Origin of the sequence: Streptomyces sp. NPDC057854, from assembly GCF_042797055.1 — a bacterium.
Classification (GTDB): domain Bacteria; phylum Actinomycetota; class Actinomycetes; order Streptomycetales; family Streptomycetaceae; genus Streptomyces.
This window is the reverse complement of sequence record NZ_JBHVMF010000019.1, coordinates 82,874-97,697: the sequence shown is the minus strand read 5'-3', so window position 1 is coordinate 97,697 and position 14,824 is coordinate 82,874. Positions and strand designations below refer to the sequence as shown.

14 protein-coding genes and 1 tRNA gene are annotated in these 14,824 nt (G+C 73.5%); 7 read left to right on the top strand and 8 right to left on the bottom strand.

The genetic code is table 11. From position 1 onward, the window contains the following. Nucleotides 1–117: 117 nt before the first annotated feature. Together ACFVQZ_RS25710 and ACFVQZ_RS25705 are read left to right on the top strand one after the other, a co-directional pair. Entirely contained in the window at nt 118–1,095 is a 978-nt protein-coding gene (locus tag ACFVQZ_RS25710) for an aldo/keto reductase (RefSeq protein ID WP_030494422.1), read from the top strand. Next, nucleotides 1,092–3,377: a helix-hairpin-helix domain-containing protein gene (locus ACFVQZ_RS25705; protein WP_383626424.1), complete on the top strand. Its 2,286-nt coding sequence runs from the start codon at nt 1,092–1,094 to the stop codon at nt 3,375–3,377. Before ACFVQZ_RS25710 ends, ACFVQZ_RS25705 begins: the two co-directional genes overlap by 4 nt. Before the next feature lie 81 nt (nt 3,378–3,458). On the opposite strand, the gene ACFVQZ_RS25700 is transcribed toward ACFVQZ_RS25705, so the two are convergent. After that, nucleotides 3,459–4,118 (bottom strand): hypothetical protein, encoded by a 660-nt coding sequence (locus tag ACFVQZ_RS25700; RefSeq protein ID WP_030494424.1) that lies wholly within the window; start codon nt 4,116–4,118, stop codon nt 3,459–3,461. Between the two features lie 48 nt (nt 4,119–4,166). Here ACFVQZ_RS25700 and ACFVQZ_RS25695 point away from each other — a divergent pair, with 48 nt between their 5' ends. Beyond that, a complete protein-coding gene (locus ACFVQZ_RS25695) occupies nt 4,167–4,355 on the top strand; it encodes a DUF5703 family protein (protein ID WP_030494425.1) in 189 nt (62 codons plus the stop codon). Nucleotides 4,356–4,413: 58 nt separating this feature from the next. Here ACFVQZ_RS25695 and ACFVQZ_RS25690 read toward each other — a convergent pair whose 3' ends face one another. From ACFVQZ_RS25690 to ACFVQZ_RS25680, 3 genes are all read right to left on the bottom strand, one after another. After that, nucleotides 4,414–5,268: a chaplin gene (locus tag ACFVQZ_RS25690; RefSeq protein WP_383626420.1), complete on the bottom strand. Its 855-nt coding sequence runs from the start codon at nt 5,266–5,268 to the stop codon at nt 4,414–4,416. Nucleotides 5,269–5,422: 154 nt separating this feature from the next. After that, nucleotides 5,423–5,656: a chaplin ChpH gene (gene chpH, locus ACFVQZ_RS25685; protein WP_015032475.1), complete on the bottom strand. Its 234-nt coding sequence runs from the start codon at nt 5,654–5,656 to the stop codon at nt 5,423–5,425. A gap of 147 nt (nt 5,657–5,803) precedes the next feature. Beyond that, on the bottom strand, nt 5,804–7,129 hold the full coding sequence (locus ACFVQZ_RS25680) for a M20/M25/M40 family metallo-hydrolase (RefSeq protein ID WP_030494427.1): 1,326 nt from the start codon (nt 7,127–7,129) through the stop codon (nt 5,804–5,806). Between the two features lie 241 nt (nt 7,130–7,370). On the opposite strand from ACFVQZ_RS25680, the gene ACFVQZ_RS25675 reads away from it, so the two are divergent. Next, nucleotides 7,371–7,458: transfer RNA gene (locus ACFVQZ_RS25675), tRNA-Leu, on the top strand. 72 nt (nt 7,459–7,530) lie between these two features. Then, on the top strand, nt 7,531–8,457 hold the full coding sequence (locus tag ACFVQZ_RS25670; RefSeq protein ID WP_383626417.1) for an RluA family pseudouridine synthase: 927 nt from the start codon (nt 7,531–7,533) through the stop codon (nt 8,455–8,457). Here ACFVQZ_RS25670 and ACFVQZ_RS25665 read toward each other — a convergent pair. From ACFVQZ_RS25665 to ACFVQZ_RS25650, 4 genes are all read right to left on the bottom strand, one after another. After that, the gene (locus ACFVQZ_RS25665) at nt 8,441–9,070 is read right to left on the bottom strand and encodes an MBL fold metallo-hydrolase (protein WP_030494429.1); all 630 of its coding nucleotides are present in this window, start codon (nt 9,068–9,070) and stop codon (nt 8,441–8,443) included. The two genes, ACFVQZ_RS25670 and ACFVQZ_RS25665, sit on opposite strands and share 17 nt — an antisense overlap. Continuing rightward, nucleotides 9,070–10,155: an S-(hydroxymethyl)mycothiol dehydrogenase gene (locus ACFVQZ_RS25660; protein WP_383626414.1), complete on the bottom strand. Its 1,086-nt coding sequence runs from the start codon at nt 10,153–10,155 to the stop codon at nt 9,070–9,072. The genes ACFVQZ_RS25665 and ACFVQZ_RS25660 overlap by 1 nt, the downstream gene beginning before the upstream one ends. A 131-nt stretch (nt 10,156–10,286) precedes the next feature. Then, complete coding sequence (locus ACFVQZ_RS25655; RefSeq protein ID WP_383626411.1) at nt 10,287–11,744, bottom strand: amino acid permease; 1,458 nt, start codon at nt 11,742–11,744, stop codon at nt 10,287–10,289. Between the two features lie 204 nt (nt 11,745–11,948). Next, nucleotides 11,949–12,650, bottom strand: a complete 702-nt coding sequence (locus tag ACFVQZ_RS25650; RefSeq protein WP_030494432.1) for a FadR/GntR family transcriptional regulator — start codon at nt 12,648–12,650, stop codon at nt 11,949–11,951. Between the two features lie 167 nt (nt 12,651–12,817). On the opposite strand from ACFVQZ_RS25650, the gene ACFVQZ_RS25645 reads away from it, so the two are divergent. Together ACFVQZ_RS25645 and ACFVQZ_RS25640 are read left to right on the top strand one after the other, a co-directional pair. Further along, nucleotides 12,818–13,345: a gluconokinase gene (locus tag ACFVQZ_RS25645; RefSeq protein ID WP_030494433.1), complete on the top strand. Its 528-nt coding sequence runs from the start codon at nt 12,818–12,820 to the stop codon at nt 13,343–13,345. A gap of 38 nt (nt 13,346–13,383) precedes the next feature. Continuing rightward, a complete protein-coding gene (locus tag ACFVQZ_RS25640) occupies nt 13,384–14,781 on the top strand; it encodes a GntP family permease (RefSeq protein WP_383626406.1) in 1,398 nt (465 codons plus the stop codon). Nucleotides 14,782–14,824: the final 43 nt, after the last annotated feature.

The window sequence follows — 14,824 nt, the reverse complement described above, 5'->3', positions numbered from 1 at the left end:
GTCCGGACTCTAGCGCGCCGCCCCCGCATCCGTCAGGAGCCCGCCGCCGCGCCGCCGTCCACAGGTTCTGTCCACAGGGTCTCCGCGCCCGCGGCACCGGCCAGTAAGGTCCCGCCCATGGAGCAGAGGCATCTCGGACGTACCGGCCTGCGCGTCTCGCGCATCGGGCTCGGCACGCTCACCTGGGGGCGGGACACCGACGAGCACGACGCCGCCGAGCAGTTGAAGGCGTTCTGGGACGCGGGCGGCACGCTCGTGGACACCGCCGACGTGTACGGCGGCGGCGAGGCGGAGTATCTGCTCGGGCGGCTCATGGAGCGGCTGGTGCCGCGCCGCGACCTGGTCCTGTCCACCAAGGCCGGCAGCGTCCCGGACCCCGACCGGCGCACCGACGGCTCGCGCGGCCACCTCCTCGCCGCCCTCGACGCCTCCCTCGCCCGGCTCGGCACCGACCACGTGGACCTCTGGCAGCTGCACGCCTACGACCCGCACACCCCCCTGGAGGAGTCGCTGCAGGCGCTCGACATCGCGGTGCGCACCGGCCGGGCGCGGTACGCGGGCGTGGCGAACTTCTGCGGCTGGCAGCTCGCCAAGGCGGGCACCTGGCAGCTGGCCGGCGACCGGACCCGGCTCGCCGGGGCCCAGCTGGAGTACTCGCTGCTCCAGCGGGGCGTCGAGCGGGAGGTGCTGCCGGCCGCGATCGACCTCGGCATAGGCCTGCTGCCGTCGTCGCCGCTCGGCCGGGGCGTCCTCACCGGCAAGTACCGCGGCGGCACCCCGTCCGACTCCCGGGGCGCGTCCGAGGCCCTGGCGCCGTTCGTGGAGCCGTACCTGGACGAGGCCGCGAGCCGGATCGTGGAGGCGGTCAGCACCGCCGCCGACGGACTCGCCACCAGCCCGCTGCACGTGGCGCTCGCCTGGGTCAGGGACCGGCCCGGGGTGACCGCCCCGATCGTCGGCGCGCGCACCGCGCGGCAGCTCACGGCCGCGCTGTCGGTGGAGGGCCTTAGTCTTCCTGACGAGATCTGCCGGGCTTTGGACGATGTGTCCGCGCCCGTGCACCGCTATCCGGATCACGACTGGAGCACCTTGTGACCGAGCCTTCCGGGGAGACCGCGCCCGAGGCACCCGAGGACACCGCCCCCGAGGACGGCGCGCGGACCGCCGCGCCCGCGCCCGCCGAGGACACCGCGACCGCTGGGACATCGGCGGGGCCGGAGCGCCCGGAGGAGCCCGGGGAGCCGGCGGAGGCGAGCGCGACGGAGGACGAGCCGACAGGGGACGAGCCGAGGGGGGACGAGTCGGCGGAGGACGAGTCGGCGGAGGGTCCCGCGGCGGACCCCGCCGTCCCGGGGGACGGCACCCCGGCGGACGGCGAGGGCGCGGCCGGGGACGACGGCGCGGCGCCGGAGCTGAGCGAGGCGCAGGCGGAGCTGGCGGCCCAGCGCGAGCTGCGCGCCCGGATCGAGGCGCGGAAGGCCGAGAAGGCCGGGCCGGTGGAGAGCGGTGCCAAGCTGAGCGGGACCGCCGCCGACCTGCTCGCCGCCGTACGGGCCGTGGAGGGCGGGGCCGCGTCCGGCGGCGCCTTCTTCGCCCCGGCGCCCGAGCCGGTCCGCCCCGCGCGGCCGGCCGAGACCACCGTCCGTCCGCCCGCCCCGCCCGCGCCGGCCGCGCCGACGGCCGGGGCGCTCGCGGGGATCCGCGAGGTGCTGGCCCGGGGCGGCGCGCCCGAGGCGCTGGCCGGTCAGGTCGCCACCGCGCTCGGCGAGCAGGCCGCCGGCGCCCTCACCGAGGACCCGTGGCGGCTGCTGGCCGTCGCCGGGGTGCGGCCCGAGCAGGCCGACGGCTTCGCGCGGGCGCTGCTCGGCGGGGCCTGCGGCCCGGACGATCCGCGGCGGGCCGTCGCCCTGACCGTGTGGCTGCTCGACCGGGCCGCGCTCCAGGGCCACACCGCGCTGCCGCTGGACGAGGTACGGGCCGGACTGGCCCGGCACGGCGTCCCGGACCCGGAGAAGGCCGTCGCGACGGCGATCACCGAGGGTGCCGTGCTGGTGTTCCAGGAGGAGGACGGCCCGGAGGACGGGGAGCCGGAGGAGTCCGCGGCCGGCGAGGAGGCCGGCGGCGCGCCGGAGGGCCCGTCGGAGCCGCCGCTGCTGGGCCTGGACCGGTACGCGCTCGCCGAGGAGAGCCTGGCGGACGGTCTGGCCCGGCTGGTGCGCACCGCGACGGCCGAGGAGTGGGACGGCGAGGAGCTGGCGCGGGCCGTCGGCGCGCACGGCCTGGTGGCGCACACCGGCGGCGAGGCCGCCCGCGCCGAGCCGCTGGCCCTGGCCGCCGCGGCCCGGGAGCGCGGGCTGCGGGTCCTGGTCACCGTGCACGACGCGGAGCGGCTCAGCGAGGAGGAGCGGGCCTCCGGGACGGTCGTGCCGCTCGCCGCGCTGCTGGCCGGGACGGCCGGGCCGGGGCGGGACGAGGAGGGCGCGCTCGCCCTGGACCTGCTGGTGGTGCTGGACGCCCCGCAGCTGGACGTGGAGACGGGCGCGATGCTCGTCGAGGCGCTGCCGGACGGCTGCCGGCTGGTGCTCAGCGGCGACCCGGCCGTGCTGGGGTCGGCCGGTCCCGGCGCGGTCCTCGCGGACGTGCTGGCGGCCCGGGTCTGCCCGCGCGTGGCCTCCCGGCGCCCCGACCCGGGGCCGATCGGTGAGCTGGTGTCGGGCGTCGGCGTCGGCGAGCTGAACCAGGTCGAGGCCCCCGGCAAGGAGGTCGTGATCGTCCCGGTGCGGGACGCCGGGGAGGCCGTGCACCGCACGGTCCAGCTGGTCGCCGAGTCGGTGCCGCGCGCCTTCGGGCTGACGCCCGAGCAGACCCGGGTGATCACCGTCGGCCACGGCGGCTCGGCGGGCACGCGCGCGCTGAACACGGCCCTGAAGCAGCGGCTGAACCCGGGCCCCGGCCGTTTCGGCGGCTTCGACCCGGGCGACCGGGTGGCGTACGCGCCGGTGCCGGGCCGGACGTTGTCGGGCACGGTCCTGGGGGCCGACGCCGAGGGGCTGCGGCTGCGCACCGCGGACGGCGAGGTCGTCGTCCCGAAGGAGCGCGTGGAGTCGGCGCTGCGGCACGGCTGGGCGCTGACCGCGCACCAGGCGGCCGGCGGGCGCTGGCCCGCGGTGGTCGTGGTGCTGCCGGGCGACGCGGCGCCGGGCCTGAGCCGGCCGTGGGTCTACACCGCCTTCGGACGGGCCGAGCGCCATCTGTCGGTGGTGCACGGCGTGGACCAGGCGCTGCCCCGCGCGGTGGCCGAGGGTCTCGCGCCGGCGCGGACGACCCGGCTGCGCCCGCTCCTGGCCGCCCTCCTGGCCGCTCCCGGCGGGGAGTGACGGCAGCCGGAAGCACGGGACGCCGGAGGGCCGGAACATCACGCGTGGATGTTCCGGCCCTCCGGTGTCCTCCCCGGCGGGTCAGCGGCCGGCGCCGCCGGCCTCCCGCGCCGCGACGGCCCCGTCGTCGCGGTCCTCCTCGTCGTCCTCGTCGTCGAAGACGGAGCTGATGTCGAAGCGGCACACGATCCGCTCCGGGTCGGCCTGGTCGAAGGGGGCGGCCAGCCACTCCCCCGGTTCCGGGAGGTCGCCTTCGGCGGTGACCCAGAGCGTGGAGTCGCCCTCCTCCAGGCCGAACTCCCGGTGCCGGGAGGCGATCTCGTCGGGCTCGTACTCCCCGAAGAGGATGCCGAGCGCGGCGGCGGTGGAGCGGGGTCCGTCCTCGTCGGGGTCGAGGTCGGCGACGCGCCGGGCCTGGGCCACGAGCCGGGGCGGCTCGGCGACGGCGTAGTCGCGGCGGATCAGCACGCTGACGGCGTGCGGTTCGTCAGGTCCGGCGTACGGGGGGAGCTTGTCGTCGGCCCCGGGGATCTCGAAGGGGGTCACCTCGTCGTAGCGGTCGTAGAGGAGTTCGTCATAGGTCTCGGCGGCCGCGGCGAGGGCGTTGAACGCCTCGTACACGCCCGTGTCGTCGTCCCCCGTGCGGCGTTCGACCGCCGCGAGGTGGCGGTCCAGTGCGGTCTTGACCGCCTCTGCGGCGGCACGTACCTCGGCAGCGGTGGGCTGCGCAGCATCAGACATGGGACAGACGCTATCCGTACCGGGCCGGTGCCCGCACAATAGATACCGATGCCGGAATACGAATTTGTCGACGTGTACGTGCCGCGCGGTGTCTCCCGGAAGGAGACCGCGCGGCTTCTGACCGACCACGCGGAGTACGGGCACTGGGAGTTGGACCGACTCACCCTGCGCCGGGACGGCAGCCGCAGAGTGCGGCTGAAGCGGCGGATCATCCGTCAGCTCCGCGCGACCTGGTGAGGGACGCGGAAGGGGCCCCGCGTGACGCGGGGCCCCTTCGCGTTCCGGCCGGTGCGGCTCAGGCGCCGCGGCGGGAGCGGCGGTAGACCAGCGAGCCGGCCAGCAGCATGCCGGCGGCGGCCGGGACGATCACGCCGAGCGGCGCGGAGGACCCGGTCTCGGCGAGCTCGTCCTGCGGGGCCGGCGGCGGCGTGAGCTGCGGCCCGGGGTGGTTCGACCCGCCGTCCGAGCTCGGCGGCACCCCGGGAGTGCCGGGGGTGCCAGGAGTCCCGGGAGTCCCCGGCGTACCGGGAGTGCCGGGGGTACCAGGAGTGCCGGGCGTCCCGGGCGTACCCGGGGTGCCGGGCGTACCCGGGGTCCCCGGGGTGCCGGGGGTACCGGGCGTGCCCGGGGTGCCGGGGGTCTCCGGCTCCTCCCCGTAGCCGCCCGGCTCCTCGCCGTACCCGCCCGGCTCCTCCTCGCCGTAGCCGGTGTCGGGGGTTCCGGTGGTGGCGCAGTCGTTGCCCGCGGCGGGGTTGCCGAGGCCGATGCCGGTGACGCTGTTGCCGCACACGTTCACCGGCACGTCGACCGGCACCACCACGGTGTTGCCGGAGGCCACGCCCGGGGAGTCGGTCGCCCGTGCCTCGCCGGACGCGCCGGAGCCCGGGGTGCCGGGGCTCGCCTGCGCGGGGATGTTCGCGCAGGAGTTGCCCATCGCCGGGTTGAGGATCCCGACGACGTTCACGGTGTTGCCGCAGGCGTTGACCGGGACGTGGACCGGGACCTGCACGGTGTTCCCGGACGCGACGCCCGGGGAGTTCGCGGCGGTGCCGTTCGCACCGGAGTCCGCCTGCGCGATGCCGCCGCCGAGCGCGAGGACGCCGCCCGCCGCGGCGACGGTGATGATGCTCTTGCGCGTGACCTGTCGCATGGTTGCTTACCTGCCTTCTCGGCGATGTCGCCTGATCGGCGTGGAGTGGGGGCCACCGGGCCCGTGCCCGGGGCGGAATGGCCACCGGCCCCGGAGTGCATGGCACGCACTCCGGGGCCGGACGGCTCACGCCCTCAAGGGGCGGGGCACAACGTCAGGCGTTGACGCAGGTGTTGCCGAAGGCGGGGTTCAGCAGACCGATCACGGAGACCGTGTTGCCGCAGACGTTCACCGGAACGTGAACCGGGACCTGCACGACGTTGCCCGAGAGGACACCGGGGGAGCCGATGGCCGCACCCTGGGCACCCGCGTCGGCGACGGCCATGCCCGCGCCCGCGAGAACCAGACCGCCGGTGGCAGCCGCAGCAGCGACGACCTTCTTGATCATTATTCCTCCTAGTTGACAATGCGGCCCCAGCCGCGGACCGCATCACCTGTAACGAGGGGGAAGGTTGGGGGCTACGAGCCCCCGGGTGCATTCACTCTTTCCGGGCAAACCCAAACAGACGGCCGAATTCGGGAGGCCGGCGGCCGGTCAGCAGGCGTCGAGGAAGCGGTCCAGGACGCGCACGCCGAACTTCAGGCCGTCGACGGGCACCCGCTCGTCCACGCCGTGGAACATGCCGGCGAAGTCCAGCTCCGGCGGCAGCTGGAGCGGGGCGAAGCCGAAGCAGCGGATGCCGAGGTCGTCGAAGGACTTGGCGTCGGTGCCGCCGGAGAGCATGTACGGGACGGCGCGGGCGATCGGGTCCTCGGCGCGCAGGGCGAGCTGCATGGCGTCGACGAGGGCGCCGTCGAAGCTGGTCTCCAGGGCCTTGTCGCCGTGCACGTCCTCGCGCTTGACCCGGGGGCCGAGGATGCGGTCGAGGTCGGCCAGGAACTCCTCCTCGTAGCCGGGCAGGAAGCGCCCGTCGACGTGGGCGGTGGCCTGGCCGGGGATGACGTTCACCTTGTAGCCGGCGCCGAGCATGGTGGGGGCGGCGGAGTTGCGCAGGGTGGCGCCGACCATCTTGGCGATGCCGCCGAGCTTGGCCAGGGTGGCGTCCATGTCCTCGGGGTCGAGCGGGGTGCCGAGCGCGTCGGACAGCTCGTCGAGGAAGCTGCGGACGGTCTTGGTGACGCGGACCGGCCACTGGTGGCGGCCGAGCCGGCCGACGGCCTCGCACAGCTCGGTGATGGCGTTGTCGGAGTTGGTCATGGAGCCGTGGCCCGCCGTGCCCTCGACGGTGAGCCGCATCCAGTGCATGCCCTTCTGGGCGGTCTCCACCAGATAGAGCCGCAGGTTCTCGTTGACCGTGAACGAGAAGCCGCCGACCTCGCCGATCGCCTCGGTGACGCCGTCGAAGAGGTCGCGGTGGTGGTCGACCAGGTGCCGGGCGCCGTACGTGCCGCCGGCCTCCTCGTCGGCGAGGAAGGCGAGGACGACGTCGCGCGGGGGCTTGCGGCCGCTGCGCAGCCGGTCGCGGACGACCGCGAGGGTCATCGCGTCCATGTCCTTCATGTCGACGGCGCCGCGGCCCCAGACGCAGCCGTCCGCGACCTCGCCGGAGAAGGGGTGGTGGGTCCAGTCCTCGGCGTTGGCCGGGACGACGTCGGTGTGGCCGTGGATGAGCAGCGCGGGCCGGGACGGGTCCTCGCCCTCGATGCGGGCGACGGTGGAGGCACGCCCCCGGTGCGACTCGATGATCTTCGGCTCCAGGCCGACCTCGGCGAGCTTCTCGGCGACGTACTCCGCGGCGGCCCGTTCGCCGGGGCCTGAGTGGTCGCCGTAGTTGCTGGTGTCGATGCGGATGAGGTCCCGGCAGAGGTCGACGACCTCGTCCTCACCCGAGACGGTCCGGCCGGTGTTCGACTCGCTCACGCTGCTTCCTCCCACGACGTGCCCCACTGCCTGCTGGTGGTCGCCCCCATCCTCCCGCGCCCCCGCCCCGGCGGCGCAAGGGCGTCCACCGGCCGACACACCGCCGACACATGCCGAGACGGCGTGCCGGACGGGGCGGGCGGGGCCCCCGGGGCGGGTGCGGGGGTGGTGATCGGCCACCCCGAATGTTTGCTATGGTTTTCCTCGTCGGAACGGCCCAGCGCCGCGAGACACACACCCTGTCCGGGTGGCGGAATGGCAGACGCGCTAGCTTGAGGTGCTAGTGCCCTTTATCGGGCGTGGGGGTTCAAGTCCCCCCTCGGACACCAGCAGGAAAGTCCCGGTCGAGTCTCTCGGCCGGGACTTTCGCGTATCCCGGACGCAGAGGACGTGACTGAGCGGTGCGGAGGAAGAGGGTGCCGGCCGCGCCGCTGCCGCAGCGGGACGGGATCGATCCGGTGCGGGTGCGGCTCCCCGAGGACCCGGAGGGCGCCTGGCCGACCGTGAGGGCGTATCTGCTCGGGCGGTACGGGGCGGCGGTCGGCGCGGAGCGGATCGGCGCGATGCTGGACGCGGGGCGGTTCGTGGGGGCCGACGGGCGGGCGGCGGCGGCCTCGGAGCCGTACGAGCCGGGGCGGTGGCTGTGGTTCCACCGGGACCTGGTGCCCGAGGAGCGGGTGCCGTTCGAGATCGGGGTGGTCCACCGGGACGAGCGGATCGTGGTCGCGGACAAACCGCACTTCCTGGCGACCACCCCGCGCGGGCGGCACGTGACCGAGACGGCGATGGCGCGGCTGCGGGCCGGGCTGGGACTGCCGGCGCTCCAGCCGGCGCACCGGCTGGACCGGCTGACGGCCGGGCTGGTGCTGTTCGTGGTGCGGCCGGAGGACCGGGGGGCGTACCAGCTGCTCTTCAAGGAGCGGCGGGTGCGCAAGGAGTACGAGGCGGTGGCGGCGTACGACCCGGGGGTGGCGCTGCCGGTGACGGTGCGGAGCCGGATCGAGAAGGAGCGGGGGGTGCCGGCCGCCCGGGAGGTGCCGGGCGAGCCGAACGCGGTGAGCCGGATCGAGCTGGTGGCGCACGGGGGCGGGCTCGGGCGGTACCGGCTGGTGCCGGAGACCGGGAAGACGCATCAGCTGCGGGTGCACATGAACGCGCTGGGGCTGCCGATCCTGGACGATCCGCTGTATCCGGTGGTGCGTGAGGACGGGCCGGAGGACTACCGGCGCCCGCTGCGGCTGCTGGCGCGGGCGCTGGAGTTCACCGACCCGGTCACGGGCGAGGAGAGGCGGTTCGTCAGCCGCCTCTCGCTCAGTGGCCCCGCCTGATCCACTCCTCCAGGTGCGGGGCCTCGGCGCCGATGGTGGTGGAGTCGCCGTGGCCGGTGCGGACGACCGTCTCCGGCGGGAGGGTCAGGAGCTTCTCCCGGATCGAGCCGACGATGGTGGGGAAGTCCGAGAAGGACCGGCCGGTGGCGCCGGGGCCGCCCTGGAAGAGGGTGTCCCCGGTGAAGACCGTGCCCAGGTCCCGGGCGTACAGGCAGACCGCTCCGGGGGCGTGACCGGGGGTGTGGAGGACCCTCAGGTCGGTGCCGGCGATGGTGAGGACCTGCCCGTCGGCGAGGTCGCCGTCGGGGGTGTGGTCGGGGTGGGTGAGCTTCCACAGCGGCTGGTCGGCGGGGTGGAGCAGGACGCGGGCGCCGGTGGCGGCGGCGAGCGCCGGGGCGGCGCCGACGTGGTCGTCGTGGGCGTGGGTGCAGACGATGGCGCGCAGGGTGCGGCCGTCGAGGGCGGCGAGGATGGCCGCGGGGTCGTGGGCGGCGTCGATGACGATCGCCTCGGTGTCGTCGCCGACGATCCAGACGTTGTTGTCGACGTCCCAGGTGCCGCCGTCGAGGCTGAAGGTGCCGGAGGTGACCAGGTGGTCGACGCGGGCGGTCATCACAGCACCACCACCGAGCGGAGGACGTCGCCCTCGTGCATGCGGGCGAACGCCTTCTCGACCTCGTCGAGGGCGATGGTCTCGGTGACGAAGGCCCCGAGGTCGACGCGGCCCTGCCGGTGCAGGTCGATGAGCATCGGGAAGTCGCGGGACGGCAGGCAGTCGCCGTACCAGGAGGACTTGAGGGAGCCGCCGCGGCCGAAGACGTCGAGGAGCGGGAGCTCCAGCTTCATCTCGGGGGTGGGGACGCCGACGAGGACGACGGTGCCGGCGAGGTCGCGGGCGTAGAACGCCTGGGTGTACGTCTCCGGGCGGCCGACGGCCTCGATGACGACGTCGGCGCCGAAGCCGTCGGTGAGGGCGCGGATGGCCTCGACGGGGTCGGTGGCGCGGGAGTCGACGGTGTGGGTGGCGCCCATCTCCTTCGCCTTGGCCAGTTTCCGCTCGTCGATGTCGACGGCGATGATCTTCGCGGCGCCGGCGAGGCGGGCGCCGACGACGGCGGCGTCGCCGACGCCTCCGCAGCCGATGACGGCGACGGTGTCGCCGCGGGTGACGTTCCCGGTGTTGATCGCGGCGCCGATGCCGGCCATCACGCCGCAGCCGAGCAGTCCGGCGATCTCGGGGGCGACGGCCGGGTCGACCTTGGTGCACTGGCCGGCGGCGACGAGGGTCTTCTCGGCGAAGGCGCCGATGCCGAGGGCCGGGGTGAGCTCGGTGCCGTCGAGCAGGGTCATCCGCTGCTTCGCGTTGTGGGTGTCGAAGCAGTACCAGGGGCGGCCCCGGCGGCAGGCGCGGCACTGGCCGCAGACGGCCCGCCAGTTGAGGATCACGTAGTCGCCGGGGGCGACGTCGGTGACGCCCTCGCCGACCGACTCCACGACGCCGGCGGCCTCGTGGCCGAGGAGGAACGGGAAGTCGTCGTTGATCCCGCCCTGCTTGTAGTGGAGGTCGGTGTGGCAGACGCCGCACGCCTGGACCTTCACGACGGCCTCGCCGGGGCCCGGATCGGGGACGACGACCGTCTCGATCCGCACCGGCTCGTTCCGTCCCGGGGAGACGACCCCCCGCACGTGCTGTGGCATCGCTGGCTTCCCTTCGGCCGAGAGGATCTTGTAAGCCTCCTGCGTACCACTATCTCCTGATAAAAGGCGAGACCCCCGCAGGCCTGGCCCGCGGGGGTCCGCCGCTCCCGTGGGGGGAGTCGAGGGGTGCCTCAGTCCTGGCGCGCGGAGGTCTCGCGGACCCGGCGGCGGACCAGGAACCAGCCGCCGACGAGCGCCGCGGCGATCAGCGGCAGGCAGTTCACGGTGGTGCGGCCGATGCCGCCGTCCATCCACATGAGGACGATGACGGAGGCGAGGAAGACCAGCGTCACGATCTGGGTGTACGGGGCCCAGGGCAGCCGGTAGGCGGGGCGGGTGAGCTTGCCCTGCTCGGCGCGGCGGACGAAGAGCAGCGAGCAGACCATGATCATGGCCCAGGTGCCGATGATGCCGATGGAGGCGAAGTTCAGCACCAGCTCGAAGGCGTCCTCGGGCATCACGAAATTCAGGAAGACGCCGGCGACGCCGAAGCCGGCGGTGAGCAGGATGCCGCCGTAGGGCACGCCGCCCTTGTTCATGACGCCGGTGAACTTGGGCGCGGAGCCGGCCAGCGACATGGAGCGCAGGATGCGGCCGGTGGAGTACAGGCCGGAGTTGAGGCTGGAGAGGGCGGCGGTGAGGACCACGAGGTTCATCACGCCGGCGGCGCCGGGGATGCCCAGCTTGTCGAAGACGGTGACGAAGGGGCTCTGGTCGCCGGAGTAGGCGGTGTACGGGAGGATCAGCGCGAGCAGGACGACGGAGCCGACGTAGAAGAGGCCGACGCGCCACATGATCGAGTTGATCGCCTTCGGCATGATCTTCTCGGGGTTCTCGGTCTCGCCGGCGGCGACGCCGCAGAGCTCGACGGAGGCGTAGGCGAAGACGACGCCCTGGATGAGCAGGAGCATCGGCATCATGCCGTTGGGGAAGAGGCCGCCGTTGTCGGTGATGTTGGCGAGGCCGGGGGTGGAGCCGCCGACGTCGTGGGAGGTCACGACGAGGTAGATGCCGACGAGCATGAAGGCGACGAGCGCGGCGACCTTGATGATCGCGAACCAGAACTCCATCTCGCCGAAGTACTTCACCGAGATGAGGTTGGCGGCGAGGACGACCGCGAGGGCGATGAGGGCGAGGATCCACTGGGGGACGTCGCTGAACATCGACCAGAAGTGGGCGTAGGTGGCCGCGGCGGTGATGTCGGCGACGGCGGTGGTCGACCAGTTGAGGAAGTAGAGCCAGCCGGCCGTGTAGGCGCCCTTCTCGCCCATGAACTCGCGGGCGTAGGAGACGAAGGCGCCGGAGGACGGGCGGTAGAGCACGAGCTCGCCGAGGGCCCGGACCACGAAGAAGGCGAAGACGCCGCAGACCGCGTACGCGATGAAGAGCGAGGGGCCGGCGCTGGCCATCCGGCCGCCGGCGCCGAGGAAGAGCCCGGTGCCGATGGCGCCGCCGATGGCGATCATGTTGATGTGCCGGGACTTGAGGTCCTTGCGGTATCCGGCGTCGCCGGCGTCCACGTGGGGGGAGGCGGCCGTGTTCGCCGGGGCGGCGGACAGCGGCTCGGCCGCGGTGACGCGGTCAGTCATGGAGTTGTTCGCCTTCGTGAGGGGGTCGGGTGTGCGGTACCCGGCCGGGCGGGGAGCTCCTTCGTGGGGGTCGCCCTCGCACGGCCAGCCGACATCCTCACGGCAAGGCCCGCTCACTGACTGTGAGCGAACTCACTGAACGCCCGGATTTGAGCTAGTTCAGAGGTTACGCAGTGCTGTACGGCGTACGACGGGACGGTGCCGTCACGGCGCCAGGACGTCCAGCTCGCGGAGCGCGCCGACGGCGATCTCGCGGGTCAGCGCCTCGGCGCGGGCGGCGTCACGCTCCCGGACGGCCTCGGCGACCTGGACGTGGAGGGTGACGGCGGCCGGGTCGGGGTCCTCGAACATCACGTGGTGGTGGGTGCGGCCGGTGAGGACCTCGGCGACCACGTCGCCGAGGCGGGCGAACATCTCGTTGCCGGAGGCGTTCAGGACCACCCGGTGGAAGGCGATGTCGTGGACGAGGTACGCCTCCAGCTGTCGGCCGCGCGAGGTCGCGACCATGCCGAGGGCCTGCTCGGTGAGCTCGCGGCACTGGGCCGGGGTGGCGTGCAGGGCGGCGAGCCCGGCCGCGACCGGCTCGACGGCGGAGCGCAGCACGGTGAGGGAGCGGAGCTGGCGGGGACGGTCGGCGCCGGCCAGCCGCCACCGGATGACCTGGGGGTCGTACACGTTCCAGCTCTCGGTGGGCAGGACCGTGACGCCGACCCGGCGGCGGGACTCCACCAGGTGCATCGACTCCAGGACGCGGACGACCTCGCGGACGACGGTGCGGGAGACGTCGAAGCGCTGGGCGAGCTCGTCGGTGCGCAGCACGGTGCCGGGCGGGTACTCCCCCGCGGTGATGGCGAGGCCCAGGGTGGCGAGCACGTGCGCGTGGAGCCCCTGGGCCGATGTCGTCATGGTGCTCACCCTATGCGGGCGCGGTCGGGTGATCACCTCGGGAATGAAAAGTACGACTTTTATGTCACAGCCTCTTGAATACGTCGTACTCAATAGGTTTCATGAGCGCGACGGATCGATGTCGAGAAGACAGCACCGATGTCGAAGAAGACAGCGAGGCACCCCTCATGAGCACCACCCCCCACACCGCCGCTCCCCCGGTCGTCGTCGTCATGGGCGTCGCCGGGACCGGCAAGACGACGATCGGTCCGCTGGTCGCCGAGGCACTCGGCCTCCCCTACGCGGAGGGCGACGACTTCCACCCGGCGGCCAACGTGGCGAAGATGTCGGCCGGCGTCCCGCTGGACGACGCGGACCGCGAGCCGTGGCTCGACGCCATCGGCGCCTGGGCCCACGACCGGGCCGGGCGCGGCGGGGTGGTGAGCAGCTCCGCGCTGAAGCGGATCTACCGGGACCGGCTGCGCGCGGCCGCGCCCGGGGTCGTCTTCCTTCATCTGACCGGCGACCGGGAGCTGATCGAGCGGCGGATGGCCTCCCGCACGGGCCACTTCATGCCCACCGCGCTGCTCGACTCCCAGTTCGCCACCCTGCAGCCGCTGCAGGACGACGAGGCCGGCGTCGCCGTCGACGTGTCCGGCACCCCCGAGGAGATCACCGGCCGGGCCGTCGCCGCGCTGCGGCGTCTCGCCGGCTGACCTCCCGTCCCCCACCTGCCCGTACGAAGGACACCACCGTGACCAGTCTCAGCGTCGAGACCCTGGCAGCGGACGCCGTCGAACCGATCACCTCGGCCGGCAACGCCCAGCTGGGCATCGCCGTTCTCGCCGGCATCGCCGTCATCGTCCTGCTCATCACCAAGTTCAAGCTGCACGCGTTCCTGGCGCTGACCATCGGGTCGCTCGCGCTCGGCGCGTTCGCCGGTGCCCCGCTCGCGGACACCATCAAGTCGTTCAGCACCGGGCTCGGCAACACCGTGGCCGGCGTGGGCGTGCTCATCGCGCTCGGCGCCATCCTCGGCAAGCTGCTCGCCGACTCGGGCGGCGCCGACCAGATCGTCGACACGATCCTCGCGAAGGCCGGCAAGCGGTCCATGCCGTGGGCGATGGTCCTCATCGCCTCGGTGATCGGCCTGCCGCTCTTCTTCGAGGTCGGCATCGTGCTGCTGATCCCGGTGGTGCTGATGGTCGCCAAGCGCGGCAACTACTCCCTGATGCGGATCGGCGTCCCGGCGCTGGCCGGCCTGTCGGTGATGCACGGGCTGATCCCGCCGCACCCCGGCCCGCTGGTCGCGATCGACGCGGTCGGCGCCAACCTGGGCGTCACCCTCGCGCTGGGTCTGGTCGTCGCGATCCCGACGGTGATCATCGCCGGTCCGGTCTTCTCGAAGTACGCGGCCCGCTGGGTGGACGTCCCCGCGCCGGAGCACATGATCCCGACGCGCCCGTCCGAGGACCTGGAGAAGCGCCCCGGCTTCGGCGTCACGGTCGCCACGGTGCTGCTGCCGGTCGTGCTGATGCTGGTGAAGGCGCTCGTCGACATCGTGGTCGACGACCCCGAGAACGGGGTGCAGAAGGTCACCGACGTCATCGGCTCGCCGCTGATCGCCCTGCTCGCCGCCGTCATAGTGGCGCTGTTCACGCTGGGCCGGGCGGCCGGCTTCACCAAGGAGCGGCTCTCCTCGACGGTCGAGAAGTCGCTGGCCCCGATCGCGGGCGTGCTGCTGATCGTCGGCGCGGGCGGCGGCTTCAAGCAGACGCTGATCGACATCGGCGTCGGCCAGATGATCCTGGACTTCTCCAAGGACTGGTCGATCCCGGCCCTGCTCCTCGCCTGGCTGATCGCGGTCGCGATCCGGCTCGCGACGGGTTCCGCCACGGTCGCGACGATCTCGGCGGCCGGTCTGGTGGCTCCGCTGGCGGCGGGCATGTCCACCGGTGAGACGGCGCTCCTCGTGCTGGCGATCGGCGCCGGCTCGCTCTTCTTCAGCCACGTCAACGACGCCGGTTTCTGGCTGGTGAAGGAGTACTTCGGCATGAACGTCGGCCAGACGATCAAGACCTGGTCGGTGATGGAGACGATCATCTCGGTGGTGGGCCTGCTGTTCGTGCTGCTGCTGTCGCTGCTGGTCTAGCGGCGCCGGACGCCACGCGAAGGCCCCGGATCTCCTGTGGAGG

Coding starts and splice junctions, on each gene's coding strand:
- ACFVQZ_RS25695 (WP_030494425.1), top strand. CDS start 4,167: ATGCCGGAATACGAATTTGTCGACGTGTACGTGCCGCGCGGTGTCTCC.
- ACFVQZ_RS25690 (WP_383626420.1), bottom strand. CDS start 5,268: ATGCGACAGGTCACGCGCAAGAGCATCATCACCGTCGCCGCGGCGGGC.
- ACFVQZ_RS25700 (WP_030494424.1), bottom strand. CDS start 4,118: ATGTCTGATGCTGCGCAGCCCACCGCTGCCGAGGTACGTGCCGCCGCA.
- ACFVQZ_RS25650 (WP_030494432.1), bottom strand. CDS start 12,650: ATGACGACATCGGCCCAGGGGCTCCACGCGCACGTGCTCGCCACCCTG.
- ACFVQZ_RS25710 (WP_030494422.1), top strand. CDS start 118: ATGGAGCAGAGGCATCTCGGACGTACCGGCCTGCGCGTCTCGCGCATC.
- ACFVQZ_RS25655 (WP_383626411.1), bottom strand. CDS start 11,744: ATGACTGACCGCGTCACCGCGGCCGAGCCGCTGTCCGCCGCCCCGGCG.
- ACFVQZ_RS25665 (WP_030494429.1), bottom strand. CDS start 9,070: ATGACCGCCCGCGTCGACCACCTGGTCACCTCCGGCACCTTCAGCCTC.
- ACFVQZ_RS25660 (WP_383626414.1), bottom strand. CDS start 10,155: ATGCCACAGCACGTGCGGGGGGTCGTCTCCCCGGGACGGAACGAGCCG.
- ACFVQZ_RS25645 (WP_030494433.1), top strand. CDS start 12,818: ATGAGCACCACCCCCCACACCGCCGCTCCCCCGGTCGTCGTCGTCATG.
- chpH (WP_015032475.1), bottom strand. CDS start 5,656: ATGATCAAGAAGGTCGTCGCTGCTGCGGCTGCCACCGGCGGTCTGGTT.